Below are 25661 nucleotides of genomic sequence, written 5' to 3'. Positions count from 1 at the left end.
GGACGACCCACCACCCCCGCCCCTCTACGCTGCCGGTCATGGAGGCAACCATCGAGGTCGACGGCCTGCGCAAACGCTTCGGCGCGGTGACGGCGCTGGACGGCATGTCCTTCACCGCCCGTCCCGGGCAGGTCACCGCTCTCGTCGGGCCCGGCGGCGCGGGCAAGTCCACCACGCTGCGGGTCGTGCTCGGGCTGGACCTGGCGCAGGAGGGCACGGCGTTGGTGGGCGGCCGGCCGTACCGGAGTCTGCGGGAGCCGCTGCGGCACGTCGGCGCGCTGCTGGACGCGGGCGCGCCGCATCCGGGCCGCACGGCCCGCGACCACCTGCTGTGGCTGGCCCGCGCGCAGGGACTCGGGCCGCGGCGGGTGGCGGAGGTGGCGGAGCTGGCGGGGCTGGGGGCGGAGCTGCGGCGGCGGGCGGGCGCGCTGAGGTCCGGGAGCCGTCAGCGGCTGGCGCTGGCGGCGGCGCTGCTGGGGGATCCGCCGATCCTGCTGCTGGACGAGCCGTTCGCCGGTCTGGACCCGGATGGGGCTTGCTGGATGGCGGGGCTGCTGGCCGGGCTGGCGGCCGAGGGGCGCGCGGTGCTGGTGGCGGTGCGGCTGATGAGCGCCCTGAGCGAGCGTGCGGGTCATCTCGTGGTGGCGGGGCGGGGGCGGGTGGTGGCCGACCTGGACGTGGCCACCCTCCTCGATGACGCCTCGCGCGGGCGCTTCACCGTGCGGACCGGCGCGCGGGAGGCGGCGATGGCGGCCCTTTGTGGCGCGGGCGCGCGTGTGACCGTCAGCGGGCCCGGCGGGCTGAGCGTCGCGGGGCTGGAGTCCGCCGGGCGCGTGCGTCAGGTGCTGGACGGCGCCGCCGTCCCCTTCACCGGCGTCGAGACCTACCGGGCCACCCTGGAGGATGCCTACATGGAGCTGGGCCGGTGAGCGTGGCGTGGTGGCGGATGGTGCGGGCGGAGTGGACGAAGCTGCGTTCGGTCCGCTCGTGGACGGCGGGGCCGGCGGCGGGGCTGCTGGCGGTGTTCGTGGTGGCGGTGGTGACGGCGGCGGGCAGCTCCACCCGGTGCGAGGTGAACGACACGGTGGCGGCCTGCCCGAAGCCGCCGATCGGGCCGGGCGGGCAGGCGGTCGAGGACTACCCGTCCTTCCTGCAGCGGGAGCTGACCGGCGACGGCAGCGTGACGGTGCGGGTGGCGTCGCTGAGCGGGACGGTGCCGTGGGCCAAGGCGGGGCTGCTGCTGAAGGACGGCCTGCGACCGGGCGCTTCCTACGCGGCGGTGATGGTGACGGCCGGGCACGGGGTGCGCCTGCAGCACGACTTCACCGAGGACGTGGCGGGAAGCACCGGGCAGGGGGCGCGGTGGCTGCGCCTGACCCGCGCCGGCCCGATCGTCACGGGGGCCGAGTCCGCCGACGGGCGCCGCTGGCGCACGATCGGCGCCGTCCGCCCGGCCGGGCTCGGCGAGCGGGTGCGGGTGGGGGTGTTCGCCGCCTCTCCCGATGAGCTGCGGGTGGTGCGGGCCGACCTGGGCGGGGTGATCGCCCGGGCGCGGCCGGCGACGGCGACCGGCGTCTTCGACCACCTCACCTTCTCCGGCACCCTGACCGGCGGCCTGACCCACACCGGCACGGGCACGGGCGGCACGGGCACGGGCGGCACGGGGACAGGCGGCGCAGGCGCGGGGGGTGCGGGCGCGGGGGGCGCGGGACAGGCGGGGGGCGTGCTCACGGTGCGCGGCAGCGGCGACGTGGCGCCGCTGGGGGTGCACGGCGGGGTGACGTCGCAGCAGGTGCTGACCGGGGTGGTGCTGGCGTTGATCGCCGTCATCGTGGTCTCGGCCGTGTTCGTCACCTCCGAGTACCGGCGCGGCCTGATCGCGGTGAGCCTGCTGGCCAGCCCGCGCCGCGGCCGGGTGCTGGCGGCCAAGGCCGTGGTCGCCGGGTCGCTCACCTTCGCCGGGTCGCTGGTGGCGCTGACGGCTGGCGTGCTGGTCTCGATGGCGATCCTGCGGGCCGGCGGCGCGTACGTGCTGCCGGTGGGGCGCCTGGCCGAGGCCGGGGTGGTGGCCGGGAGCGCGGCGATGCTCGCGTTGACGGCGGTGCTGGCGGTGGGGCTGGGCGCCTGGCTGCGCCGGGCCGCTCCCGCCGTCGTCGTGGCCGTGGGGTTGGTGGTGCTGCCGTACGTGCTGGCGACCTCGTCGCTGCTGGCGCCGCCGGTGGGGCGGTGGCTGCTGCGGGTGAGCCCGGCGGCGGGCTTCGCCGTCCAGCAGAGCGTGCCCGCCTACCCGCACGTGACCGGCGGGGGGCTGCCGCAGGAGGGCGCCTTTCCGCTGCCGGGCTGGGCGGGCCTGCTGGTGCTGGCCGGGTACGCGGCGCTGGCGATGGCGCTGGGGTTGCGCCGCCTGACCCGAGGCGACGCCTGACCCCGCAACCACCGCCGCCCCCCTCTGAACCCCTGCCGACCCTGCCCGGCCTGGGCCGCCGCGCTGGCCGGCGGCCGGCCCGCCGTACCGCACAAAGGGTTTTTACCCGAGGGCCTGCTCAAGGGCGGCGATGATGCGCGGGCGCAGTTCGGCGGCGCTGATGATGGCATCCACCGACCCGACCTGCACGGCCCGCTGGATGCTGTGCACCCGGTCGAACTCCGCGGCCACCTCGCCGAGCTTCTCCGCCCGCACGGCCGACTGCACCTCGGCCAGTTGCGCGTTCAGGGCCGCCCGCTCGGCGCCGCTGGCCGCCGAGACCCGCGCCTGCAGCCCGGTGACGCGCGCGTCGGTGGCGGTGCGGTTGTTGACCTCGCCGGAGAAGACGACCGCCGCCGCCGGAGCGCCGCCCAGCACCGACGCGAACGATCCCTCCAGCGCCAGGACCGTCATGTTCGGGTTGAGCGCCTTGGAGAAGACGACGAACGCGCCCCCGTGATAGCGGGAGATCACGCAGAACACGATCGGGCCGTCGAAGTTGACGATCGCCCGGCCGATCTCCGCCCCGTACTCCAGTTGCAGCTTGCGCATCGACTCCGGCGAGCCGTCGAACCCGGACAGGTTCGCCAGTACCACCAGCGGCCGGTTGCCGGAGGCGGCGTTGATCGCCCGCGCCGTCTTCTTCGACGAGCGCGGGAACAGCGTGCCGGCGGTGTAGGTGTCGGGGCCGTCGGTGGGCGGGAAGCCGCGCCGCGGCACCGACCGCGACTCGATGCCGATCAGGCAGACGGGGAACCCGCCGATGTGGGCGTCCTGCACCGCGGAGGTCTCGGCGTCGGCCATGCCGGCCCACCGCTCCAGCACCGCGTGGTCCTGGTCGGAGACCGCGCGCATCACGGTGCGGATGTCGAACGGCTTCTTGCGGTCGGGGTTGTGCTCGGCGGAGAAGATCTCGCCGACGGTGGTGAAGTCGCTGCCGGCGACCTGGTGCGGGTAGGCGCGCACGTCGCGCCCGGCGGGGTCGGCGGTGGCGGCACGGCGCGGCCCCGCCTCGCCGGGCGCCACGTAGGCGTGGTCGTAGTGGGCCATGAGCACCTCGCGGGCGGCCGGCAGGTTCGGCGCCCAGTACTGCGCCTGCCCGTTGGGCCCCATCACCCGGTCGTAGCCGCCGATGCCGAAGTTGTCCTCGGCAGAGACGCCGCCGGAGAAGTCGAGCGACTGCTTGCCGGTGAGCACCATCGCCGAGTCCGGCGTCATCACCAGGATGCCCTTGGTGTGCATGAGCATCGTCGCCTCGGCGTTCCAGTACGGCTGCGCCCCCACGGTGATCCCCGCGACCACGATGTTGATCTCGCCGCCGGCCTGGGTGAAGGTGACGATCCGCTTGAGCGCGGCGGCCACCCAGTCCATGTTCTCGGTGCCGGAGGACATCGAGATGCGCGCCCCGGCCGACAGCGCGAACCACTCCAGCGGCACCCGCATCCGCTCGGCCAGGTCCAGGGCGGCGATGACGCGCGCGCACTCCGGCTCCGACAACGCGCCCAGCGCCTTGGTCGGGTCGCCCAGCAGCACCACGCGGGTCACGCCCTCGGGGTGGCGCTCGGTCGGCGTGCTGACCACCCCGGCCACGATCGCCGCGCTGTTCTTGCCCGCGGGCCGCTCGACGGGCACGAGCGCGCCGTGCTCGTCGAGGTCGTGCTCGGCGAAGCGGCCGCGCGGCCCGGCCAGCAGGCCGGTCAGCTCATAGGGGTAGACGGTGCCGCGGCGGGCCGCGCGCAGCACCTTCTGCCGGTAGTCGTCCAGCGGCTGCAGCGGCTCGGTGGAGGGCTTGCCGACGTGCACGTGCGCGCCGCGCCCGGCGTCCAGGGTGATGCGCACCGACACCTCCGACAGCTCGCCGGAGGCGTTGCGCTGGCGGGCCACGAACTGCACCTCCTCCAGCCCGGCGCCCGCCGTGGTCGGCAGGATGCGCTGCACGAGCATGTTGAGCTCGTCGGGGGAGATCTCCGTCGCCGGCCAGACGTACATCATGATGCGGTTGGTGTCGAAGCGCTTGTTCTGCGGGCGCTGGGCCTGGATGTTGCGGATGGCGTCCAGGCCGGCGGTGATGGCGTCCTCCACCGCCGGCAGCGCCACCAGCCGGCCGTCGGCCTCGCGCAGCGGCGTCAGGTCGCGCACCTGGCCCATGGCGATGAGCCGTTCGTCGGCCGGGTTGGTCTTGGCCACGGCCTTGAAAAGGTAGACCTCCTCATCGGCTGAGGGCAGCCTGGTCAGGTCGAAGGCGCGCAGCCGCTGCAACTGCAGCCGCTGGGCGATCTGCGGGTGCAGGCCGCGGATGAGCCGGTCCTCGGCCAGCCCGCCCTGCTCGTCGGGGCGGAAGGTGAAGTGGTGGTGCATCACCGCGCCGCCGGTGCCGGCGACCGTCGTGGTGATGCGGCGCACGCCGTGGGGGCGGGCGTGCTCGGCCAGCACGCGGCCCAGCCGCTGCGCCATGGCCTCGGCGTCGCCCTGGTCCTCCCAGGTGAGGTAGAGGTCGGCGACCAGCTCGCGGGTGCCCGGCTCGGCGAAGGCCGCCAGCGCCGCCACCGCCTGCGGCAGGTCGGCGATGTCGACGGCGGTGGTGACCACGCGGGCCAGCCCGTTGGGGCCGGTGTGCTCGGCGGTGACGAACCGGCAGCCGGCCTGCTCGCGCACCTGCACGTGCGACAGGGCGCGGTTGCCGTAGTAGCGGCGGGTCAGCACCTCCAGCAGCGGGGCGTGGTCGCGTCCCGGGCGGCGCATGCGCTGGCCGATCAGGCGCACCAGCGGCTCGGCGCTGGCGACCATCACCTGGATGCGCTCGGCCCGGTCGGGCGCCTCGGGGTTGAGGTCGAGGTAGCGCAGCTCGTCGCGCACGGCCGCGTACACCTTGGCCCGGGTACGGCGCAGCAGCGGCTGGGCGAACCAGCGGAACACCACGCCGCGCGCCAGGTCGGACACGGCGGGAAAGCGCACCTGCGTGGCCTCGACCAGGTGCTCCAGCGCCAGGCCCGCCCGCTCATACAGCGACTCCAGCGGGGGAGCGCCGCCCAGCCACTGGCGCAGCAGCTCCGAGACGATGGCCACGTCGGCGCTCATGCGCTGCTGGGCCAGGAAGATGCGGAAGACCGCCGCCTCCAGGCGCGGGGTGCGGTCCAGGCCGGTGATGCCGTAGTGGGCCAGGACGGTGGCGAGTTTGGCCTGGAAGTCGTCGCTGAGCCCGGCGCGTTCGGCGTCCAGGCTCTGCAGGTAGCTGTGGAAGAACTCGCGCGGGCTGTGCACGGCGCTGTCGGGCTGGGCGTCGAGTTCGACGCCGGGCTTGTTCCGGCTGAGCTCGCACAGGTCGGCGAACAGGGTGAGCAGGTTCAGCTCGCCCTCCAGCAGCCGGCCGCCGAGTTCGGCGCGCGCCGACAGGTAGGCCGACAGGACGCGCTGGCCGTCGTGGGGGTCGACGTCGAAGCCGAGCAGCAGGCTGCGCAGGTCCTGCAGGCCGCGCTCGACGCGTTCGGCGGGGGAGGCGGGGGCGGGCTCGTCCGGCAGGTCGATCTCGACGTCGGCGGCGGCGTCCTGCGCCTGGGCGCCGTCCTGGTCCGACAGGGGTTCGAGCCGCATGAGGGGGGCGGCGGTCTCGACCTGGCTGCCGACCGCGACCGGGCACTCGCGCACGCGGGCGCGGAAGGGCGCGCGCAGCACGGTCTCCATCTTCATGCTCTCCAGCACCAGCAGCGGCGCGCCGGCCTCGACCTCGTCGCCGACCGCCAGCGGCGTGGCGACGACGAGCGCGGGGGCGGGGGAGCGCACGACGCCGCCCTCGTCGCGGCTGATGCGGTGGGTGACGCCGTCCACCTCGACCAGGTGGATGGGGCCGTGGGTGGCCGAGACGAGGCGGAAGCGGCGGCCGTTGACGACGATGTGGCCGCAGTGGGCGTCGAAGCGCTCGACCTCGACGTCGGCCGGGTGGGGGCGGCCGCCGGCAGCGCCGATGCCGACGCGGAAGCGCTGCTGGCCGACGCGGGCGACGCTCACCTGGTAGGCGGCGCCGCGCAGCTTGAGGTCCAGGGGGCGGCCGGGGTCGTGCTGGACCTGGGGCCGGCCGCCGTGGGCGGTCGACAGCAGCCGCTGGCGGCTGACCTCCTCCTCGTCCTGGTAGGCCTCGATGGCGGCGGCGGCCAGCGCGATCGCCGAGTGGCGGTGGCTGACCAGGCGGCCTTCGGCGCGGACACGGTCGATCCAGCCGGTGTCAGCGCTGGCCTGGACGACCTCGGGCTGGTCGAGCAGGTCCAGGACGAAGCTCTTGTTGGTCGCGCCCCCCTCGATGATGACCGTGGTGTCGGCCAGGGCGCGGCGCAGCCGGCCCAGCGCCTGCTCGCGGTCGCGGCCGTAGGCGATCACCTTGGCGATCATGGAGTCGAAGTCGGCCGGGATGGTGTCGCCCTCGCTGACGCCGGTGTCGACGCGCACGCCCGGCCCCGTCGGCAGGATCAGGCGGGCGATGCGGCCGGGGGCCGGCGCGAAGTCGCGGTCGGGGTCTTCGGCGTTGAGCCGCGCCTCGACGGCGTGCCCGATCTCGCCCGGCCGCTCGCCCTCCAGCCGGCCGCCCGCCGCCACGTGCAGTTGCAGGCGGACCAGGTCGGTGCCGGTGGTGAGCTCGGTGATCGGGTGCTCGACCTGCAGCCGGGTGTTGACCTCCAGGAACGCGAACAGCTTCTCGCCCGGATGGTAGAGGAACTCCACCGTGCAGGCGCCGCGGTAGCCGACCGCGACGGCCAGCCGTTCCGCGGAGGCCTTCAGCTCGGCCGACTGGGCGGCCGACAGCACCGGCGAGGCCGACTCCTCGATGATCTTCTGGTTGCGGCGCTGCACCGAGCAGTCGCGCACCCCCAGCGCCCACGCGGTGTGCCCGTCGGCGATGACCTGCACCTCCACATGCCGGGCGCCGGTGACCAGCCGCTCCAGGAACACCACGCCCGAGCCGAACGCCCGCTCGGCCTCCTGGCTGGTGCGCTCGTACGCCTCGGCCAGCTCCTGGCCGGAGGCGACCATGCGGATGCCGCGCCCGCCGCCGCCCGCGCTGGCCTTGAGCATCAGCGGGTAGCCGATCTCCTGCCCGGCGGCCAGCGCCTGCTCCAGCGTGGCCACCTCGCCGCGGCTCCACGGCGCCACCGGCACGCCGACCTGCTCGGCCAGCAGCTTGGCGCCGATCTTGTCGCCGAGCCTGCGCATCGCCTCGGCGCTGGGCCCGACGAAGGTGACGCCGAGCTTCTCACACAGCTCGGCGAAGGCCGGGTCCTCGGCGACGAACCCCCACCCCACCCAGGCGGCGTCGGCGCCGCACGCGGCCAGCGCCCGCTCCAGCACGGCGTGGTCGAGGTAGGGGCGGGCCGAGGCGGGCCCCAGCGCTACCGCCAGGTCGGCCTCGCGCACGAACGTCGCCTCGCGGTCGGCGTCGGTGTAGAGGGCGACCGTCTCGATCCGCTGCCCGGTCTCCGCCGAAAGATCCCGCACTGCGTGGATGAGCCGCATCGCGGCCTCTCCGCGGTTGACGATGGCCACACGACTGAACACCGGCTGAGCCTCCCCAAGACGTAACGCACAGAAGGCGACGTCCGAAACCCGGAGCGTCGCCTGCACCCTGTCCCCATACCCTGCTCGATCACCGCCGGGTATACCAATGTCCGCATCGCGCATGGTGGGGCCCCTATCTTGTGGGGACCCCACAAAAGCCCCCGCCGGATCAGGCCCCCGACAGGGCCCTCGCCAGGAGGTTCTCCCCGCTTCCGTCGACGGGCCGCTTCAGCATGATGGGCCCCTGCGACATGAACCGCGGCACCTGGCCGCGATGCTCGTCGGCGGCGTGCACCGTGTAGGGGTGCAGCAGGTACACATCGCCCGGCGCCCCCGTCGCATACGCCACCGGCCGCTCCCGGCTGGCCCGCTCCACCAATGGCCCGGCCACCGTCGCCGCCACCGGCTCGGCCCCGATCGCCCGCGGGCTGAGGGCGGCGAAGGCGTCGCGATGCGAGCCGGCCCGCACCCGGGTCGGCGCGTCGTCGGGCCCCACATGCGACAGCAGCACCAGCAGCAGCATCGTCTGCGAGCGCGCGCTCACCCCCCACGTGCCGTCGCCGCCCAGGGTGTTGAGGTCGATGTGCCAGCCCCGGTCCTCCACCGGCGGCAGGTTCGGAAAACGCACCGGCACCATGCCCAGCGCCCCGCGCGGCGCCCAGCCGCCCGCCCCGGCGACCGCGTCGAAGGCCGCGAACAGCCGCTCGCTCCTCATGATCTGCCCGAACGGGCCCTGCCCGGTGTCGTCCATCGCCCACACCACCGGCTCGCGCCAGGAGGCAGGATCGTCGGGCGACAGGCCGATCTTCTCCCACAGCAGCATCCTGGCCGCATCGGCGACCTCCCGCTCGACGACCGCCTCCACCTTGGCGAAACCGTCGGCGGCGAACCGCTCCACGTCGATGACATCCATGCCGCCACGCTAACGACGCTGTCCACCGATTTACCCCTTCATCACCCCAGTACGGCAGGCCAAGCCGCTGGTAGGGGTTGCCGCCGGCAGGCGCCGGCACGAGCGTTACGCCCAGGCAATCCCATAGAAAGGACCACCGGCTCGATGTCGCGCTTATCCCGCATAGCGGCCGTGCTCGTGCTGGCCGTACTCCCCACCTCCCTGCTCACCCCGGCCACCGCCGCCGCGCGCACCGCCGCCCCCGTCGACGTCGCCCTGGAGTGGTACGACGCCTCCGCCCTGACCGTCAAGCTCGGCGGCGCCTCCGCCGCGGCCACCAACTCGCGCGTGTGGGCGATCGGCTGGAGCGCGGCCACCCGCGCGCTGCTGCGCCAGCCGCTGGCCCCGGCCGCCTACCAGCAGGCCGCGCTGGCCTCGGCCGTGCACGCCGCCCTGCTCGACTTCGCGCCGCCCGGAAAGCCGCAGCTCGACGCCGTCCTGGCCGGCACGCTGGCGCGCATCCCCGACGGGGCCGCCAAGGAGCGCGGGATCGCCGCCGGCAAGGCCGCCACCGCCGCCCTGCTGGCCGAGCGCGCCGGCGACGGCCTCGACGCCGCCTCCGTCGATGCCCCCTACCACCCGCAGCCGGCCGCGCCCGGCGTGTGGCAGCCCACCCCGCCGGCCCACGCCCCCGGCATCCAGTACGGCCTGCGCGAGGCCAAGCCGTTCCTGCTGTCCAGCGCCGCCCAGTTCCGTCCCACGCCCGACCCCCTCGACTCCGACGCCTACCGCCGTGACATGGAGGAGGTCCGCCTCTACGGCTCGGCCGACTCCACCCTGCGCACCCCCGCGCAGACCGCGGTCGCCCAGTTCTGGGCCACCACCCCGCTGCCGATCTTCACCCAGCTGCTGCGCGGGGCGCTGGAGCAGAAGGCGTCGTGGCCGCTGGCCGCCCGCGCCGGCCTGGTCGCCGCCTTCCACGTCGCCTCGGTCGACACGCAGATCGCCACCTCCGACTCCAAGTACGCGCACGTGCGCTGGCGTCCGGTGACCGCGCTGCGCGCCGCCGGGCACACCGGGTGGACGCCGCTGCACGACACCCCGCCCCACCCCGACTACGTCAGCGGCCACGCCGCCTACGCCGGCGCCGCCGAGCAAATCCTCACCGCGCTGACCGGGCCCCGCCCGGCGCGGCCCATCACCGCCTCCAGCGTGGTGGCGCCGGGCGCGGACCGCACCTACACCTCCTGGCGGCAGTTCACCCAGGAGAACGTGGACGCCCGGGTCTGGTCGGGCATCCACACCCGCGACGCCGACGACGCCGGCGCCCAGCTCGGCCGCCGCGTGGCCCTGAACGCCCTGCTGCACCTGCCCGCCCTGCTGCTGCAGCCCCCGGCATGACCCTCCCGGCCATCCCGGCCCGACCGCCGCAACACGGGACCCGCGGAACACCGGCCCCCGCAACCCTGAACCCTGGGGCAGCGAATTTAGGACATCGAACCCTAGGGACAGCAGACTCAGGGACACCGGCGCCCCGGAACGCCGGCCCCTAGGGACACCGGACATGGGGACGCCAGCCCCGGAACCCGGCGCTTGCTGAAAGCGAGACGTCCCGGCCAACCCCTCGGCGTTCCTCAAGCTCCGCAGCCCGGGTCGGCCGGCCAAGCTCGGCAGCCCGGCTCAGCCGGAGGGCCATGACCACCTCGCCGTCCCCAGGCGCCTGGGGACGGCCGGGGCGCAAGACCAGTGGCGGGCCCAACCCCCATGGTTCGCCACTGCCCGGCGCCTGTCCTCCCGCCCGGAGGACAGGCGCCACTTCGCCTGCACGCGCGGCCGGTCTCCCGACGACGTCGGGAGACCGGGACCACCCGTATCCCGGGCGTGGGCGAATCACTCGCTTCACGCCCGGGTGACCACCCGCTTGACGCGCGTGCGGATCACCCCTTCGCGCGCGGCCGAGACCGCCCGGGAATGTCGGTGCCCGGGACCGCCCGACGTTCCCGGGCGAGCGGCACAAGCACGATGGAACCCCTGAAATCTCGGGACACGGCGCCTCCTGAAGGGTCAGGCGCGGCGGATGGTGATGTCGCCGTCGTGGCTGCGGGCGCGGATCTCGACCGTCTCCTCGAACCCGCCGGGCCCCTCCCGCGGCTCCAGCGCGTTGACCAGCCGCCCCTGCGCCGTGCTGACCTCCAGCAGCGCCGCCGTCCCCTCCCGGATGCCGACCTCCAGGTCGCCGCCCGTGCTCGTCAGCTCCACCAGCCCCCGCGTCACCTGCCCGATCCGCACGCTGCCGTAGACCGTCTTGGCCTCCACCCCCGCGTGGGCCCGCTCCACCCGCATGTCCCCGTGCACCCCGCTCAGCCGCAGGTCGCCGCCCACCTCGCCGAGATAGCACTCCCCGTCGTCGTTGCTGACGGCCGCGCCGCCGCCGATCTCGTGCACCCGCACCTCGCCGGAGTCGGTGGTGATCTCGGCTCGGCCGCCGACCCGGTCGACGGTGATGTCGCCGCTGCCGGTCCTCAGGCGTACCGTGTCGGCCTCGTCGAGCCGGATGTCGCCGTAGTCGCTGCGCAGGCGGCACTCGCCCAGCCGCCCGACGCAGCGGAAGTCCCCGCCGCTCGCCTCACCCTGCACATGCGAGCCGGCCGGCACCTCGATCGTCACCGCGGGGGAGGAGTGGCCCCAGTCGCTCAGCATGCGCACCAGCCCCGACAGGCTCCAGCCGCCCTGCCGCCCGCCGACGGCCTGGCGGACCGCCCGATCCAGACCGCTGTGCAGGCCGTCGTGCAGGCCGTCGCGGCGGGGCGGCGCGGTCACGGTCAGGGTGCCGGCCTGGTAGACGGCCTGGATCGCGCCCGTCTCCTCCTCCTCCTCGTCGCCGGGCCGGATGTCGACGACGGTGTCGGCGCGCTCACCGGCGATGATCTTCACCTCGCCGCCGGGCAGGTCGATCCTGACGGTGATCGGTTCTGGCGTGTCGAACGTCGGCATGGGAAACCCTCCTGCGAAAAGAGCTGGTGTGCACTGCTCAGCCGACCCAGCCGCTGTAGCGGCCCCTGCCCTGGGCGGCGGGGCGGCGCGGCGTACGGCGGGCGGCGGACTCGAACGTGCCCGCGACGGCGCGCACGAGCCAGGTGTTGACCGACAGGCCCTCCTGCCGGGCGGCCTCCTCGATCTGCGCCTTGAGCTGCTCGGGCAGCCGGAAGTTGATCCGCGCGGTGCCGCCGTCCCGGCCCGCCGCCACCGGCGGATCCGCCTCCGCCGGCCCGCCCTCGTCCAGCCCGTTCTCCTCGAAGGGCGCGTGGAAGGAAAGGTCGGCCGGCGAGCGCGTCAGCACGAACGCGGGCTCGCCGCGCCGCAGCCGCACCTCCACCGAGCCGGGCGCCAGGTCGCGGGTGATCTCGTCGGCGGCTTCCGACAGCGCCTCCAGCAGGATGAGCCGGATGGAGGACTCCAGCGGCGCCGCGAGCCGCTCGGCCAGCGCGGCCGCCTCCTGCCCGCCGCTCTGCGCGGCCACGGCCAGGTCCCGGCGGAGCCGGTCGGCGTACGACGTCAAATCCATGACGCCATTATGGCGCCAGACATGCGCCAGCACAAGCCGGGTTGGCGCCACACTGGCATCGGCGCTAGCCTGCCCGGGTGATTTCCTACCGCCCCGCCACCTCCGCCGACCTCGAGCGCGTCACCGCCTGGACCGTCACCGAGCCCGTCGGCTGGATCGACGCCGCCCGCTACCGCGCCGACCTGGCCGAGGGCATGTACCGCCCGCACTGGACCTGGCTGGCCGAAGACGCCGGCGGCCGCCTGGCGGGCCGGGCGCTGTGGTGGGGACCGGCCACCGCCACCCAGCCGGTGGCCCTGGACTGCCTCGACGTCGACCCCGCCGCCGGCGACCGCGCCCGGATCGGCGCCCAGCTCATCGCCGCGACCCTGCCCTCCGCCGCCACCGGCGCCCAGTACACGATCAAGACCACCGGCGGCTGGCGCGAGGACCCCGCCCGCGCCCAAGCGGTCGCCTGGCGGCGCGAGGCCGCCCGCGCCGCCGGACTCCAGCACGAGGTCGAACGCCTGCAGTTCGCCTGGACACCCGACCGCGGCGTCCCCGCCGCCACCGGCTCCCTGCGCTTCACCCAGGCCACCGACGAACAGTTCCTGGAGGTGTTCGAACGCATCGCCCACGCGAGCCTGGATGCCCAGACCCGCGCCCGCGTCGCCGCCCACGGCGCACGCGAAAGCGCCCGCCGCGAAATGGACTTCTACCTCGACGCGCCGGGGGAGCGGCACTGGTGGCGCCTGGCCCACACCCCCGACGGCCGCCTCGCCGGCCTGGCCATCCCCTCGGCCACGCCGTACGCCCGCAACGTCGGCTACCTCGGCGTCGTCCCGGAACTACGCGGGCACGGCCACGTCGACGAGATCCTCGGCGAGATCACCCGCCTGCACGCCGCCGCCGGCGCCGAGCGCATCACCGCCACCACCGACCTGGCCAACGCCCCCATAGCCGCCGCCTTCACCCGCGCCGGCTACCAGATCACCGAGATCCGCCTCACCTACACCCGCTGAGACGCCGATCCGCCCCCGCAAACCGGCCTGGCGCCGAACACCTTGACGGCGCCACCGCCTCCTCCGCCGCGCCTCTCCTGACACGAGCTGTCACATTCGCGCCCCTGTCCGGTCTACACGGGGTATGACCGCCGACCAGGGCAAGCAACACCCACGAACGTCGCACCGAACACCAGCCGTGCCGTGGCGGGAGGCTGACATGCGCCGCGAGACCTTCCCGGCCCGCGACCCGGACACCTCATCGAGGTCGGCCGGTCCACCTCGATCCTCAACCGCTAGCCGCCCCTACACCAGCGCGAGCTGCGCCGCCCTGGGCGCGGCCGACGGCGGGGGAGCGGGGGCGCCGAAATCCAGGTGATAGGTACGGCACAGCTGCTCGATCTGCCCGAGAATGCGCTGCTCGTAACCCGGCGCCGGCATCCCGGCCGGATCGTAGAGCTCCTCGTAGCGCTCCTCCAGCCCCGGATGCGCCTGCCGCAGCCAGCTCACATACCAGGCCCGCGTGGCCGGAGGCAGCCGCAGCACGATCGCCTCCACCCCGCCCGCCCCACTGGCCGCGATCCGCCGCACCGTCGCACCGAGCTGGTCGGCCGCGTCACTCAGCAGCGGCAGCACCGGCGCCATCAGCACCCGGCAGGCCACCCCGGCCTCCACCAGCGCCGCGACCAGCTCCAGCCGCGCCTGCGCCCCCGGCGCCCCCGGCTCCACGGCCCGCCGGATCCGCTCGTCCACGAACGCGATCGACACCGCCACCCGCGCCCCCGCCGCCGCCAGCAACTCCGCATCACGCAGCACCAGCGGGCTCTTGGTGTAGACGGTGAACGGCACGCCCGCATCACGCAGCGCCGCCACGATCCCCGGCATCAGCCGGTAGGTGCCCTCGGCCTCCTGGTAGCAGTCGCCGCTCACCCCGACCGCCACCGCCGCGCCCGCGAAGCGCTGAAGCTCCGCCCGCACCCGCGCCACCGCGTTGGCCTTGACCACCACCCGCGTGTCGAAGTCGCGCCCGGCGTCCAGCCCCAGCCGGCGATGCCCGGCCCGCGCGCCACACCCCCGGCACGCGTGGGCGCAGCCGCGATAGGGGGAGATGCCCCACTCCTGGCCGATGCCCACGACCGGTGGCACCCGCTCGATCATGGTGCGCGCCTGCATCTCGTAGAAGCCGCCGCGCAGCACCGCACGCCGCTCGATCAGCGGCCTATGCTCGCCGGCCTCGACCAACGAAAGCGCGTCCCACTCCACGAGCCCAAGTGGAACACGTATTCGACTGCGTTGGCAAGCGAATCCGCCGCATCTAAACTGGTACAGACGTACCACTTTTTGGGAAGGTTCCACCCCCATGGCCTGGCTCCTGCTCGCCCTCGCCATCGCCAGCGAGATCGCGGCCACCTCCGCCCTCAAACTCGCCAACGGCTTCACCCACCTCGGCTGGAGCGCCCTCGTCGTCGCCGGCTACACCACCTCCTTCGCCCTGCTCGGCAAAGCCCTCCAACTCCAGATGGACATGGGCACCGCCTACGCCGTCTGGTCCGGCGCCGGCACCGCCGCCATCGCCATCATCGGCTTCGCCTTCATGGGCGAGAACCTGTCCCCCCTCAAGATCGGCGGTATCGTCCTCATCATCGCCGGCGTCATCGTCCTCAACCTCGCAGGCACCCATTGACCAAAAAACCCCAGGCCCGCGCCACCCAGCGCCGCACCGCCCTGCTCAACGCCGCCGTCGACCTGCTCACCGACGGCGGCTTCGCCGCCCTCACCCACCGCGCCGTCGCCCACCGCGCCCACCTGCCCTTGGCCGCCACCACCTACTACTTCGCCTCCCGCGACCAACTCCTCGCCGAAGCCTTCACCCACCTCGTCGAGCGCGAACTCACCCACCTGCGCCACCACGGCATCACCGGCCTCGCCGACGACCTCGCCACCGCCGACCGCCTCCACCAGCTCGGCCTGTGGGAACTGTACGTCCACGCCGGCCGCGACCCCGCCCTCCAGACCATCGCCCGCCGCTGGAGCGACGGCTGCCTCGCCGTCACCGCCGACCACCTCCGACTACCCCCCGACCACCCCCGCGCCCGCCTCCTCCACACCACCGTCTGCGCCCTCTGGCTCGAACACGTCGTCGAACAACGCCCCCTCGACGACCTGCGCACCCTCCTGCGACTCGCCATCGAAAACGCCTCGCGCCCCGAATGACCGATGCCTACACTGCCCCCGTGCTCACACCCACCTACCCGATCACCACCCCACGCCTGACCCTGCGCCCCTTCACCCCCGACGACCTCCACGACCTGCACGCCTACGAATCCCTGCCCGACGTCGCCCGCTACCTCTACTGGGAACCCCGCGACCTCGACACCACCCGCGCCTTCCTCGACAAGAAGATCGCCCGCACCACCCTGCACGACGAAGGCGAAGCCCTCGACATCGCCATCACCCTCACCGACACCGGCGAACTCGCCGGCAACTGCGTCCTCATCTGGACCAGCAAACAACACCGCCAAGGCGAAATCGGCTACGTCCTGCACCCCCGCTTCCACGGCCACGGCTACGCCGCCGAAGCCACCCGCCCCCTGCTCGCCCTCGGCTTCGACGACCTCGGCCTGCACCGCATCGTCGGCCGCCTCGACGCCCGCAACCACGCCTCCGCCCGCGTCCTGGAAAAACTCGGCATGCGCCGCGAAGCCCACCTCATCGACAACGAATACGTCAAAGGCCAATGGGCCAGCGAACTCGTCTACGCCCTGCTCGCCCGCGAATGGCACCACCGATGACCTGGCACACCCACTGGGACGCCCGCCCCGGCTGGCTCAACACCGCCAGTTACGGCCTGCCACCCCGCACCGCCTACACCGAACTCCAGACCGTCCTGGACCAATGGCGCCACGGCAGCAGCGACTGGAAACCCTGGGACACCAGCGTCACCCGCGCCCGCACCGCCTTCGCCCACCTCATCGGCGCACCCCCCACCGACATCACCATCAGCTCCACCGCCTCCCAGATCAACTCCGCCATCGCCACCGCCCTGCCACCCCGCGCCCGCGTCCTGGTCCCCGACATCGAATTCACCAGCAACGTCTTCCCCTGGGCCATGGCCGCCGACGTCCACACCGCCCCCGCCGCCCACCTCGCCGACCACATCACCCCCGACACCACCGCCGTCGCCTTCAGCCTCGTCCAATCGGCCACCGGCGAACTCGCCCCCCTCACCGACATCCTCCACGCCGCCCGCACCCACGACACCCTCGTCATCGCCGACGCCAGCCAAGCCTGCGGCTGGCTGCCCATCACCCTGGACGGCATCGACGCCCTCGTCTGCGCCGCCTACAAATGGCTCATGGCCCCCCGCGGCGCCGCCTTCGGCTACCTGTCACCCCGCCTGCGCCGCCGCATGCGCCCCATCGCCGCCAACTGGTACAGCGCCCCCGACCCCGACACCGCCTTCTACGGCATGCCACCCCGCCTCGCCGACGACGCCCGCGCCTTCGACCTGTCCCCAGCCTGGTTCTGCTACGTCGGCGCCGCCCCCGCCCTCGAACTCCTCACCACCCTCGGCATCGACGCCATCCACACCCACAACCTCACCCTCGCCAACCACGTCCGCACCGGACTCGGCCTACCCCCAGGCGACACCCCCATCCTGTCCCTGCAGGCAGACCCCCAACGCCTCACCGCCGCAGGCATCACCGCCGCCACCCGCGCCGGCCGCGCCCGCCTGTCCTTCCACGCCTACAACACCCTCGCCGACGCCGACCGCGCCCTGGAAGCCCTCACATGATCCTCCACCTCGCCCTCGCCACCGACTGGCACGCCACCGGACCCGGCGGCTACCAGACCTCCACCCTCGGCAAAACCCTCCACGAGGTCGGCTACATCCACTGCAGCCACAACCGCACCCAACTCGACCAGGTCGCCGCCACCTTCTACGCCGACGTCACCGAACCCCTGCTCGTCCTGCACATCGACCCCACCGGCCTCGACATCCGCGAAGAAAACGGCTTCCCCCACCTGTACGGCCCGCTCCCCGCCACCGCCGTCACCGCCATCCACCCCTACCCCTGACTCACCCCCGCCCACGAACGCAACTTCTCCGGATTACGCACCCCCCAGATCCGCCACACCCGATCCCCGTCCACCTCGAACGCCATCACCACCACCGTCACCCCATCGCGCAGCGCCACCAGCCCCGGCCGACCGTTCACCACCCGCTCCACGACCACCAACTCCGGAACCTGCCGCGCGATCTCCACGACGTACGACGCGATCGCCCGCGCACCCACCACCGGCCGCAACGCCGCGCTCACCACCCCGCCACCATCACCCACCGCACTCGCCTCCGGCGCCAGCAACCCCACCAACGCCTCGATGTCCTGCGCCTCCCACGCCCGCCGAAACTCCCGCACCACCCGCGCCTGCCGCGCCACCGGCACCGCCGCCACCCGCGCCGCCCGCACCCGCCGCCGCGCCGACGAGGCGAGCTGACGACACGCCGCCGCACTCCGCCCCACGATCTCGCCCACCTCGGCGAACGAATAGCGGAACACGTCATGCAACACGAACGCCACCCGCTCAGCCGGCGTCATCGACTCCAGCACCACCAAGAACGCCATGTTCAGCGACTCATCCAGCGTCACCCGATCCGCCGGATCCACCACCGCCCCACCCAGCCGCCCCTCACCCCACTCACCCCGATCCGGCAACGGCTCAGGAAGCCACTCACCCACATACCGCTCCCGCCGCACCCGCGCAGAACCCAGCACATCCAGGCAGATCCGACCCGCCACCCGCGTCAGCCACGCCCCCGCCGACTCGATCGCCTCCTGCTGCTCACGCGACAGCGCATACCAGCGCACATACGTCTCCTGCACCACATCCTCGGCATCAGCCAGCGACCCCAGCAGCCGATACGCCAGATTGATCAGATGCCGGCGCTCACCCATCACCCCGCCCAGGCCGGGATCCACCGAACCACCCACGACATCCCCCTCGGTAGCCACCACCGTCACCCCCTACGACGAAACACCACCACCGGATGTCAGACCCACCCGCCCCCCTCTAGTGCACGTGCGCCCGCCCCAGCGGCTCACCCGCCAGCCGCGCCGCCACCACCCCCGCGAACCGCTCACACTCCGAAAAATCCGCACGCGGACACCGCAACCCGTGCACCAACGCCTCCCGCGCCGCCCGCGCCCTCGCGATCCGCTCCTCCAACTCCACGACCTTCCCCTCCGCCAGCCGCCGCCACCGCACATCCACCGGCGCCCCCACCCCCAGCACCAGCGCCACCTCCCGCAACGAGAACCCCGCATCCCGAAACACCAGAATCCGCCCCACCACCCCCACCACCGACTCCGGATACCGCCGCCGCCCCCCAACCCGCACCGGCGCCGCGATCAACCCCAACTCCTCGTAATACCGCAACGCCGACGCCGCCACCCCCGTCCGCGCAGCCACCTCACCGATACTCAAATCAGCCACTTGACCTCAAGCCTCCTTGAACACCTTGACTGGCCCCATGAAACACCGCATCCGCACCGCCCTCATCGGCCAGTTCCACCGCCCCCACGGCACCGCAGGACACCTCGCCGGCTGGATCATGGCCCACCGCGGCTCCAACCGCCGCCGCAACCACTGGAGCGTCACCCTCCTCGACGTCCAGCCCACCGACCACATCCTCGAAATCGGCTTCGGACCCGGCCTGGCCATCGCCCACCTCAGCCGCCACGCCCCCCACGGCCACATCCACGGCATCGACCACTCCGCCGTCATGCTCCGCCACGCCACCCGCCGCAACGCCGCCGCCATCCGCGCCCACCGCGTCACCCTCCAGCGGGCCACCGTCGACCACCTGCCCGCATTCCAGCAGCCCCTCGACGCCATCCTCACCGTCAACACCCTCGGCTTCTGGCCCCACCCCACCCAGCGCCTGACCGAACTCCGCGACCTGCTCAAACCCGGCGGCCGCATCGCCATCACCAGCCAGCCCCGCACCCCAGGCGCCGACGAACACACCTCAGCCCAGGCCGCCCGCGACATCACCCAGCACCTGCACGACGCCGGCTACACCCACATCCGCACGCACACCCTCGACCTCACCCCGCCCGCCGTCTGCGTCCTCGCCACCCGCCCCTGACCCCCGCCAGGCACGCAGACAACCCCTACCATCACCCCATGCCCGACACCCGCGCCGCCGCCCAGCACTTCGCCGACACCTGGCAACACGGCTGGACCCACCACGACGCCGAGGCCATCCTCACCCTGTACGCCGACGACGCCGTCCACACCTCCATGCCCTTCCGCCCACCCCACCGCGGAAAAGCAGAGATCGCCGCCTACATCCACCGCTCATTCGCCGAAGAACGCGCACCCCGCGCCCACTTCGCCACACCCCTCGTGGACGGCGACAACGCCGCCATCGAATACCACGTCACCGACGGCGACCACACCCTGGCCGGCTGCGTCTTCATCACCTTCGACAACGAAGGCCGCGCCACCACCACCAGGGACTACTGGCACGAAACCTAACCCCGAACGCGCGCCACCGGGGGAGCGGCCACACCAGGACCAGACACCGGGGGAGCAGCCACCGGAACAGCCGGAGCCACCGGAGACGGCGCACCGCCCACCCGAACCGCCCGCACCGCCGGCTCGGCACGCTCCGCGCACCCACCCTGGCAATACCCGTTCGACACGATCAACCGCCCACGCGCCGCCGTATACGAGTCACGACCCGACGCCGGCAGCACCCCCTGACACACCTGGCACAACACTTCGTTCCCCATGCGGGTCCCCTTCCGGACGCGTACCAGATATCCAGAGTAAGCGCACCAAAACCATCCAAGGCGGCATTTCGACGACTCGTCAAGATTTCCCGTCAACACCGCCACCGCCGGGGGAGCGCCCCCCAGCCACTCGCCGGCAAGCCCAGCCACAAGGAGCCGGCCACAGGAAGCCCCGCCACAGGGAGTAAGGCCGCATGCCCGCGCACCGGAGCGGCGCGGGCATGCGGCGACCGAGACCGGGGGACCACCCCCCAGCGCCCCCACCGGGCTCGGAGCTCACAATGGACATTTCCGTGAATGTCCCAACAAGGCCATCTTTTACGGCCTCGCCCACCGATGGATCATCACGCCACCGGCCCACCCATGTCAATTACCGACCAGCACGTGAGATAGTGCAAATTTCCACCGTCAACCCCCGAAACCCCAGGCCACCAGGGGCCTGCCACGATTATCCGGATTGCGGTCAACCGCTTTAACGCTTCACGGGCAATCACTTTCCGGATATTCACACAGGAATATGGCAGCCACGCAAAGAAATGGGATGACAGCCGTCCGCGTCCGGCCACCACCGGGGGAGCGGAGCCCAACTCACCCGCCACACCGCATTACCCACACGCTCACCACCGGCACACCCCCCGCACCCACCGCCCGACACCAAGCGTCACAACCACCCGCACAACGCGGGGACAGGCGCCCGACGCGGGGGACAACCACGAGATTCCGCCCACAAGAGCCCACCGGCCGGGGCGCGCCACAGGAGCAGCGGCCCCACGACGGTCGGCAGCTCGCCGACCCCCAAGCCCGGCCGGACGCGCGTCTCACAGCCCGAAAGCCCGGACCCGACACCAACGACCTCCAGAACGCTGCCGGGCGGACGATCCGCGGCCGACGGGCGCAAGGGCGGCACGCCGGGAGGAGGGCCAAGATCTCGTTAACTTGACATAATGTACATTATCGAGCAAACGCGGATGATCAGCTCAGGGGCTGCACAAGCGGCCACAGCGGCGAATCCGCGCAACTTCCGCGAACACCGCACGCATGATCTCGCCCCACGCGGGAACACGCTGGCCATGTCTACTACGGCCCTCATCGCGCTCACCGGCGTCGTGACGGCTGGTGCCATCTGGCTCATCGTGCTGGCCGCCCGGCTCACCCGCCGTCCCCGCAATCGTCCCGCCCCCAGCGCCGACCTGGTCGACCAGGCGCTGGAGATGAAGGCGCTCGGACAGATTCAGGAGGCGGTCTTCCTGGTGCGCGGCGAAACGGGCATGAGCCATCGCGCCGCCTCACGCTTCGTCCGCCGCCTCTAAATCACCACAAAACTAGCTATACCGGACAGAAGGTGAATTCTGTCCGGTATAGCTCATGGCTTGGGAAAGCGGCCGTCACGGGGCCTTGTACTCCTTGGGCGAGCCGCAGTAACTGATGCCGACCGGGCTGTTGCTGAAGCGGCACACCTGCACCACGACGCGGTCGATCGTGCGCACGCCCGTCGCGTCCGACAGCGCCAGTTCGACCGGGACGGTGGCGTCGTCCGCCTTGACCTGGCCGCCGGCCACCCTGTCGGTGCCGTGGTAGGCGGTGAAGGCGGCCCGGCTGTGCATGGCGTCGGGCGCGCAGGCGGAGAAGTCGGGGTCGTCGGACAGGGTTCCGCTCACCTTGACCGTGGGCCGGATGACCGGGCCGGTGACCCATTCCAGGGTGCCCGCGGTCGAGCCGCGTTCGCACGGGTCGCCGGAGTCGGCGGCGAAGGGCACGGTGGCGGCGGGGGCCGCGGCCAGGGCGGGCTGGGTGGTGAGCAGGGCCGCGGCGGCGAGGGTGGCGAGCAGGAGCGGAACGCGTGGGGGCATGGCGTCGGCCTTCCGTGTGGGTGGGCCCATCGTGGCGGAGGGGCCTTTCGATGTGCTTTACCGCTGGGTGTGGGGTCCGCGGGGTGCCACTCCCCTGGGCTGCGCCGTACCGGATAGTTGGTGATTTTGCGTGAATTGTCAGCGCGGAGTGCCGGTACGTGTCAACATCTTGTGGCATGTACGGGTCATTTGGGGCTGCCGAAACCGGTGAGGTCTGCTGCCCGGGTGCGGCCACCTGAGGGTGTCCCCCGCCCGTCCGCTCCCCCGCTGTCTGGCGGGGTGTCGTCGTTCGCCGCGATCGTCCGGAGGCTGTTTCCGTTGCGCATCCTGCTGCTTTGCTCGTCCTTCAATGGTTTGACCCAGCGTGCGTGGCTGGAGTTGCGGCGGGCCGGTCATGACGTGAGCGTGGAGCTGGCGGTGTCGGAGCGGGTGATGCTCGAGGCGGCGGAGCTGGCGAAGCCGGATTTGGTGATCTGTCCGTTTTTGAAGGAGAAGGTGCCGGGGCTGTTGTGGCAGCGGTTCCGGGTGGTGATCATTCATCCGGGTCCGCCTGGGGATCGGGGTCCGTCGTCGCTGGATTGGGCGATCGCGGAGGCGCAGGCGGAGTGGGGTGTGACGGCGTTGCAGGCGGTGGAGGAGATGGACGCGGGTCCGATCTGGGGATATCGGATGTTTGCGTTGCCGGTGGAGGCGCCGCGTAAGTCGGCTTTGTACAACGGGCCGGTGGCGGATGCGGCGGTGGAGCTGGTGATGGAGGTGGTGGAGAAGGCGGGAGACGCGGGGTTCGTGCCGGTGCCGTTGGATTATGGGCGGCCTGAGGTGGTGGGGCGGTTGCGTCCGGCGATGCGGCATGCGGATCGGGTGGTGTCGTGGTCGGAGCCGACGGAGGCGATCGTGCGGCGGGTGCGGGCGGCGGATGGGGCGCCGGGTGGTCGTGCGGAGTTGTGCGGGCTGGCGGTGCGGGTGTTCGACGTGTATCGGGGTCCGGCGCTGGTGGGGCGGCCGGGTTCGGTGGCGGCGCGGCGTGAGGGTGCGGTGCTGGTGCATACGGGTGATGGGACGGTGTGGGTGGGGCATCTGCGGCTGGATCGTGCCGATGGGGTGAAGTTGCCGGCGGTGATGGTGCTGGGTGATCGGGTGGGTCATCTGGAGGAGCGTGCGGGTTATACGGAGATCACGTATGAGCGCAGTGCGGGGGTGGGGGTGGTGAGTTTCGACTTCTACAACGGGGCGATGTCGTCGGATCAGTGTCGGCGGCTGGCGGCGGCGTTGCGGTATGCGGGTGAGCAGGATACGCGGGTGCTGGTGGTGCGGGGCGGGGAGGTGTTCTCGAATGGGATTCATCTGAATGTGATCGAGGCGGCGGCGCATCCGGAGTTGGAGGCGTGGACGAACATCAATGCGATCAACGGGGTGTGCCGGGAGATCATCGAGTGTCGTAGGCAGGTGGTGGTGGCGTCGGTGGGGGGTAATGCGGGCGCGGGCGGGGTGATGATGGCGCTGGGTGCGGATCGGGTGCTGGTGCGGGAGGGGGTGGTGCTGAATCCGCACTATCGGACGATGGGGTTGTACGGCAGTGAGTTCTGGACGTATGTGCTGGCGCGGCGGGTGGGGGTGGCTGCTGCGGGGCGGTTGACGGAGGGGGCGTTGCCGGTGGGTGCGGTGGAGGCGGTGGAGCTGGGGTTGGCTGATCGGGTGCTGGGTGGGGGGCGGCTGGAGTTCGAGCGGTCGGTGCTGGAGTTCGCGGAGGGGTTGGCGTCGGGGGGTGAGTGGGAGGCTTTGGTGGCGGCGAAGGCGGAGGCTCGGGTGGCTGATGAGCGGCGTAAGCCGTTGGATGCGTATCGGGTGGAGGAGTTGGCGGAGATGAGCCGGGACATGTTCGATGATCGGCGGGGTTTCGGGGCGGCGCGGTCGGCGTTTGTGCGGAAGGTGCGGGCGGAGGCGACGCCGGGGCATTTGGCGGTGCATCGGGATGGGTGGGGGGTGGGGGGATCTCATATGTGAGATAGGTTGTGGCGCTATGGCGGATGACTATCTTGCGCGGATTGGGCGGCTTATCCGGGATGCGCGTCAGCATCGTGGTTGGACGCAGTTGCAGCTGGCGGATGCGCTGGCGACGAGTCAGAGTGCGGTGAACCGGATTGAGCGGGGTAATCAGAACATCAGTCTTGAGATGATCGCGCGGATCGGTGAGGCGTTGGACAGTGAGATCGTGTCGCTGGGGTATGCGGGGCCGATGCATCTGCGGGTGGTCGGGGGGCGGCGGCTGTCGGGCAGCATCGATGTGAAGACGTCGAAGAACGCGTGTGTGGCGTTGTTGTGCGCGTCGTTGCTGAACTCGGGGCGGACGATCTTGCGGAAGGTGGCGCGGATCGAGGAGGTCTATCGGATCTTGGAGGTGCTGGCGTCGATCGGGGTGCGGGCGCGGTGGGTCAACGGGGGTGGTGATCTGGAGATCGTGCCGCCGGCTCGGCTGGAGCTGGAGGCGATGGATACGGAGGCGGCGCGCCGTACCCGGAGTGTGATCATGTTTTTGGGGCCGTTGATGCATCGGACGGGGCGGTTCCGGATTCCGTATGCGGGCGGGTGTGATCTGGGGACGCGGACGGTGCAGCCTCACATGTCGGCGTTGCGGCATTTCGGGCTGGACATCACGGCGACGGGCGGGTTCTATCACGCGCAGGTGGATGGCGGGGTGTCGCCGAAGCGGGCGATCGTGCTGACCGAGCGCGGGGACACGGTGACGGAGAACGCGCTGATGGCGGCGGCGCGGCATGACGGGGTGACGGTGATCCGTAACGCGTCGTCGAACTACATGGTGCAGGACCTGTGCTTCTTCCTGGAGGAGCTGGGGGTGAAGGTCGAGGGCATCGGGACGACGACGCTGACGGTGCACGGGGTGCCGGTGATCGAGCGGGATGTGGACTACTCCCCCAGTGAGGATCCGGTGGAGGCGATGAGCCTGCTGGCGGCGGCGGTGGTGACGTCGTCGGAGCTGACGATCCGGCGGGTTCCGGTGGAGTTCCTGGAGATCGAGCTGGCGGTGCTGGAGGAGATGGGCCTCGATCATGATCGGGGCGGGGAGTACGCGGCGGCGAACGGGCGGACGCGGCTGGTGGATCTGACGGTGCGGCCGTCGAAGCTGGTCTCCCCCATCGACAAGATCCATCCGATGCCGTTTCCGGGGCTGAACATCGACAATGTGCCGTTTTTCGCGGCGATCGCGGCGGTGGCGCAGGGGTCGACGCTCATTCACGACTGGGTGTATGACAACCGGGCGATCTATCTGACGGAGCTGACGCGGCTGGGGGCGTCGGTGAAGCTGCTGGATCCGCATCGGGTGCTGGTGGAGGGGCCGACGCGGTGGCGGGCGGCGGAGATGATGTGCCCGCCGGCGTTGCGTCCGGCGGTGGTGGTGCTGCTGGCGATGCTGGGGGCCGAGGGCACGTCGGTGCTGCGGAACGTGTATGTGATCAACCGGGGGTATGAGGAGCTGGCGGAGCGGTTGAACGCGGTCGGGGCGCAGATCGAGACGTTTCGCGACATCTGAGGGAGTGTGCGGGGTG

General features: G+C 72.3%; 22 protein-coding genes. 14 read left to right on the top strand and 8 right to left on the bottom strand.

From position 1 onward, the window contains the following. Positions 1 to 38: 38 nt before the first annotated feature. Positions 39 to 929: an ABC transporter ATP-binding protein gene (locus tag ACIBEJ_RS05800; protein WP_397181440.1), complete on the top strand. Its 891-nt coding sequence runs from the start codon at positions 39 to 41 to the stop codon at positions 927 to 929. Then, the gene (locus tag ACIBEJ_RS05795; protein WP_397181439.1) at positions 926 to 2425 is read left to right on the top strand and encodes an ABC transporter permease subunit; all 1500 of its coding nucleotides are present in this window, start codon (positions 926 to 928) and stop codon (positions 2423 to 2425) included. Before ACIBEJ_RS05800 ends, ACIBEJ_RS05795 begins: the two co-directional genes overlap by 4 nt. Before the next feature lie 102 nt (positions 2426 to 2527). Here the strand turns inward: ACIBEJ_RS05795 and ACIBEJ_RS05790 are convergent, their stop codons facing one another. Continuing rightward, positions 2528 to 8008 (bottom strand): biotin carboxylase N-terminal domain-containing protein, encoded by a 5481-nt coding sequence (locus ACIBEJ_RS05790; RefSeq protein ID WP_397181438.1) that lies wholly within the window; start codon positions 8006 to 8008, stop codon positions 2528 to 2530. A 169-nt stretch (positions 8009 to 8177) separates the two neighbouring features. Beyond that, positions 8178 to 8921, bottom strand: a complete 744-nt coding sequence (locus tag ACIBEJ_RS05785) for a phytanoyl-CoA dioxygenase family protein (protein WP_397181437.1) — start codon at positions 8919 to 8921, stop codon at positions 8178 to 8180. Between the two features lie 144 nt (positions 8922 to 9065). Here ACIBEJ_RS05785 and ACIBEJ_RS05780 point away from each other — a divergent pair, with 144 nt between their 5' ends. Then, a complete protein-coding gene (locus ACIBEJ_RS05780) occupies positions 9066 to 10301 on the top strand; it encodes a vanadium-dependent haloperoxidase (RefSeq protein ID WP_397181436.1) in 1236 nt (411 codons plus the stop codon). A gap of 663 nt (positions 10302 to 10964) precedes the next feature. Here the strand turns inward: ACIBEJ_RS05780 and ACIBEJ_RS05775 are convergent. After that, entirely contained in the window at positions 10965 to 11894 is a 930-nt protein-coding gene (locus ACIBEJ_RS05775; RefSeq protein WP_397181435.1) for a DUF4097 family beta strand repeat-containing protein, read from the bottom strand. Between the two features lie 37 nt (positions 11895 to 11931). Then, positions 11932 to 12465 (bottom strand): toxin-antitoxin system HicB family antitoxin, encoded by a 534-nt coding sequence (locus tag ACIBEJ_RS05770; protein ID WP_397181434.1) that lies wholly within the window; start codon positions 12463 to 12465, stop codon positions 11932 to 11934. A gap of 77 nt (positions 12466 to 12542) precedes the next feature. On the opposite strand from ACIBEJ_RS05770, the gene ACIBEJ_RS05765 reads away from it, so the two are divergent. After that, the gene (locus ACIBEJ_RS05765) at positions 12543 to 13466 is read left to right on the top strand and encodes a GNAT family N-acetyltransferase (RefSeq protein ID WP_397181433.1); all 924 of its coding nucleotides are present in this window, start codon (positions 12543 to 12545) and stop codon (positions 13464 to 13466) included. A 285-nt stretch (positions 13467 to 13751) separates the two neighbouring features. Here the strand turns inward: ACIBEJ_RS05765 and ACIBEJ_RS05760 are convergent, their stop codons facing one another. Next, positions 13752 to 14708 (bottom strand): radical SAM protein, encoded by a 957-nt coding sequence (locus tag ACIBEJ_RS05760; protein WP_397181432.1) that lies wholly within the window; start codon positions 14706 to 14708, stop codon positions 13752 to 13754. A 97-nt stretch (positions 14709 to 14805) separates the two neighbouring features. Here ACIBEJ_RS05760 and ACIBEJ_RS05755 point away from each other — a divergent pair, with 97 nt between their 5' ends. The 5 genes from ACIBEJ_RS05755 to ACIBEJ_RS05735 are packed head-to-tail and all read left to right on the top strand — an operon-like array spanning position 14806 to position 17525. Beyond that, positions 14806 to 15129 (top strand): DMT family transporter, encoded by a 324-nt coding sequence (locus ACIBEJ_RS05755; protein WP_397181431.1) that lies wholly within the window; start codon positions 14806 to 14808, stop codon positions 15127 to 15129. Then, positions 15126 to 15659, top strand: a complete 534-nt coding sequence (locus ACIBEJ_RS05750; protein WP_397181430.1) for a TetR/AcrR family transcriptional regulator — start codon at positions 15126 to 15128, stop codon at positions 15657 to 15659. The genes ACIBEJ_RS05755 and ACIBEJ_RS05750 overlap by 4 nt, the downstream gene beginning before the upstream one ends. Before the next feature lie 20 nt (positions 15660 to 15679). Then, positions 15680 to 16237, top strand: coding sequence for a GNAT family N-acetyltransferase (locus tag ACIBEJ_RS05745; protein WP_397181429.1), 558 nt, complete (start codon positions 15680 to 15682; stop codon positions 16235 to 16237). Further along, entirely contained in the window at positions 16234 to 17241 is a 1008-nt protein-coding gene (locus ACIBEJ_RS05740) for an aminotransferase class V-fold PLP-dependent enzyme (protein ID WP_397181428.1), read from the top strand. The genes ACIBEJ_RS05745 and ACIBEJ_RS05740 overlap by 4 nt, the downstream gene beginning before the upstream one ends. After that, a complete protein-coding gene (locus ACIBEJ_RS05735; protein ID WP_397181427.1) occupies positions 17238 to 17525 on the top strand; it encodes a DUF952 domain-containing protein in 288 nt (95 codons plus the stop codon). Before ACIBEJ_RS05740 ends, ACIBEJ_RS05735 begins: the two co-directional genes overlap by 4 nt. On the opposite strand, the gene sigJ is transcribed toward ACIBEJ_RS05735, so the two are convergent. Beyond that, a complete protein-coding gene (gene sigJ / locus ACIBEJ_RS05730) occupies positions 17516 to 18427 on the bottom strand; it encodes an RNA polymerase sigma factor SigJ (RefSeq protein WP_397181426.1) in 912 nt (303 codons plus the stop codon). The two genes, ACIBEJ_RS05735 and sigJ, sit on opposite strands and share 10 nt — an antisense overlap. A 91-nt stretch (positions 18428 to 18518) precedes the next feature. After that, entirely contained in the window at positions 18519 to 18917 is a 399-nt protein-coding gene (locus ACIBEJ_RS05725; RefSeq protein WP_397181425.1) for a MerR family transcriptional regulator, read from the bottom strand. 61 nt (positions 18918 to 18978) lie between these two features. Here ACIBEJ_RS05725 and ACIBEJ_RS05720 point away from each other — a divergent pair, with 61 nt between their 5' ends. The 3 genes from ACIBEJ_RS05720 (at position 18979) to ACIBEJ_RS05710 (ending at position 21555) form a co-directional block, all read left to right on the top strand. Continuing rightward, positions 18979 to 19596, top strand: coding sequence for a class I SAM-dependent methyltransferase (locus ACIBEJ_RS05720; protein WP_397181424.1), 618 nt, complete (start codon positions 18979 to 18981; stop codon positions 19594 to 19596). Positions 19597 to 19634: 38 nt separating this feature from the next. Further along, positions 19635 to 19988: a nuclear transport factor 2 family protein gene (locus ACIBEJ_RS05715; protein WP_397181423.1), complete on the top strand. Its 354-nt coding sequence runs from the start codon at positions 19635 to 19637 to the stop codon at positions 19986 to 19988. 1201 nt (positions 19989 to 21189) lie between these two features. After that, positions 21190 to 21555: a hypothetical protein gene (locus tag ACIBEJ_RS05710; RefSeq protein WP_397181422.1), complete on the top strand. Its 366-nt coding sequence runs from the start codon at positions 21190 to 21192 to the stop codon at positions 21553 to 21555. Between the two features lie 75 nt (positions 21556 to 21630). Here ACIBEJ_RS05710 and ACIBEJ_RS05705 read toward each other — a convergent pair whose 3' ends face one another. Then, complete coding sequence (locus ACIBEJ_RS05705) at positions 21631 to 22095, bottom strand: hypothetical protein (RefSeq protein WP_397181421.1); 465 nt, start codon at positions 22093 to 22095, stop codon at positions 21631 to 21633. Between the two features lie 318 nt (positions 22096 to 22413). Here ACIBEJ_RS05705 and ACIBEJ_RS05700 point away from each other — a divergent pair, with 318 nt between their 5' ends. Together ACIBEJ_RS05700 and ACIBEJ_RS05695 are read left to right on the top strand one after the other, a co-directional pair. Then, entirely contained in the window at positions 22414 to 24099 is a 1686-nt protein-coding gene (locus ACIBEJ_RS05700; RefSeq protein WP_397181420.1) for an enoyl-CoA hydratase-related protein, read from the top strand. Between the two features lie 16 nt (positions 24100 to 24115). After that, on the top strand, positions 24116 to 25645 hold the full coding sequence (locus ACIBEJ_RS05695; RefSeq protein WP_397181419.1) for a helix-turn-helix domain-containing protein: 1530 nt from the start codon (positions 24116 to 24118) through the stop codon (positions 25643 to 25645). Positions 25646 to 25661: the final 16 nt, after the last annotated feature.

It is taken from the genome of Nonomuraea sp. NPDC050790, from assembly GCF_044456745.1.
GTDB lineage: Bacteria > Actinomycetota > Actinomycetes > Streptosporangiales > Streptosporangiaceae > Nonomuraea.
The sequence above is the reverse complement of the archived record's forward strand: the minus strand, read 5'-3'. Positions and strand labels throughout refer to the sequence as shown.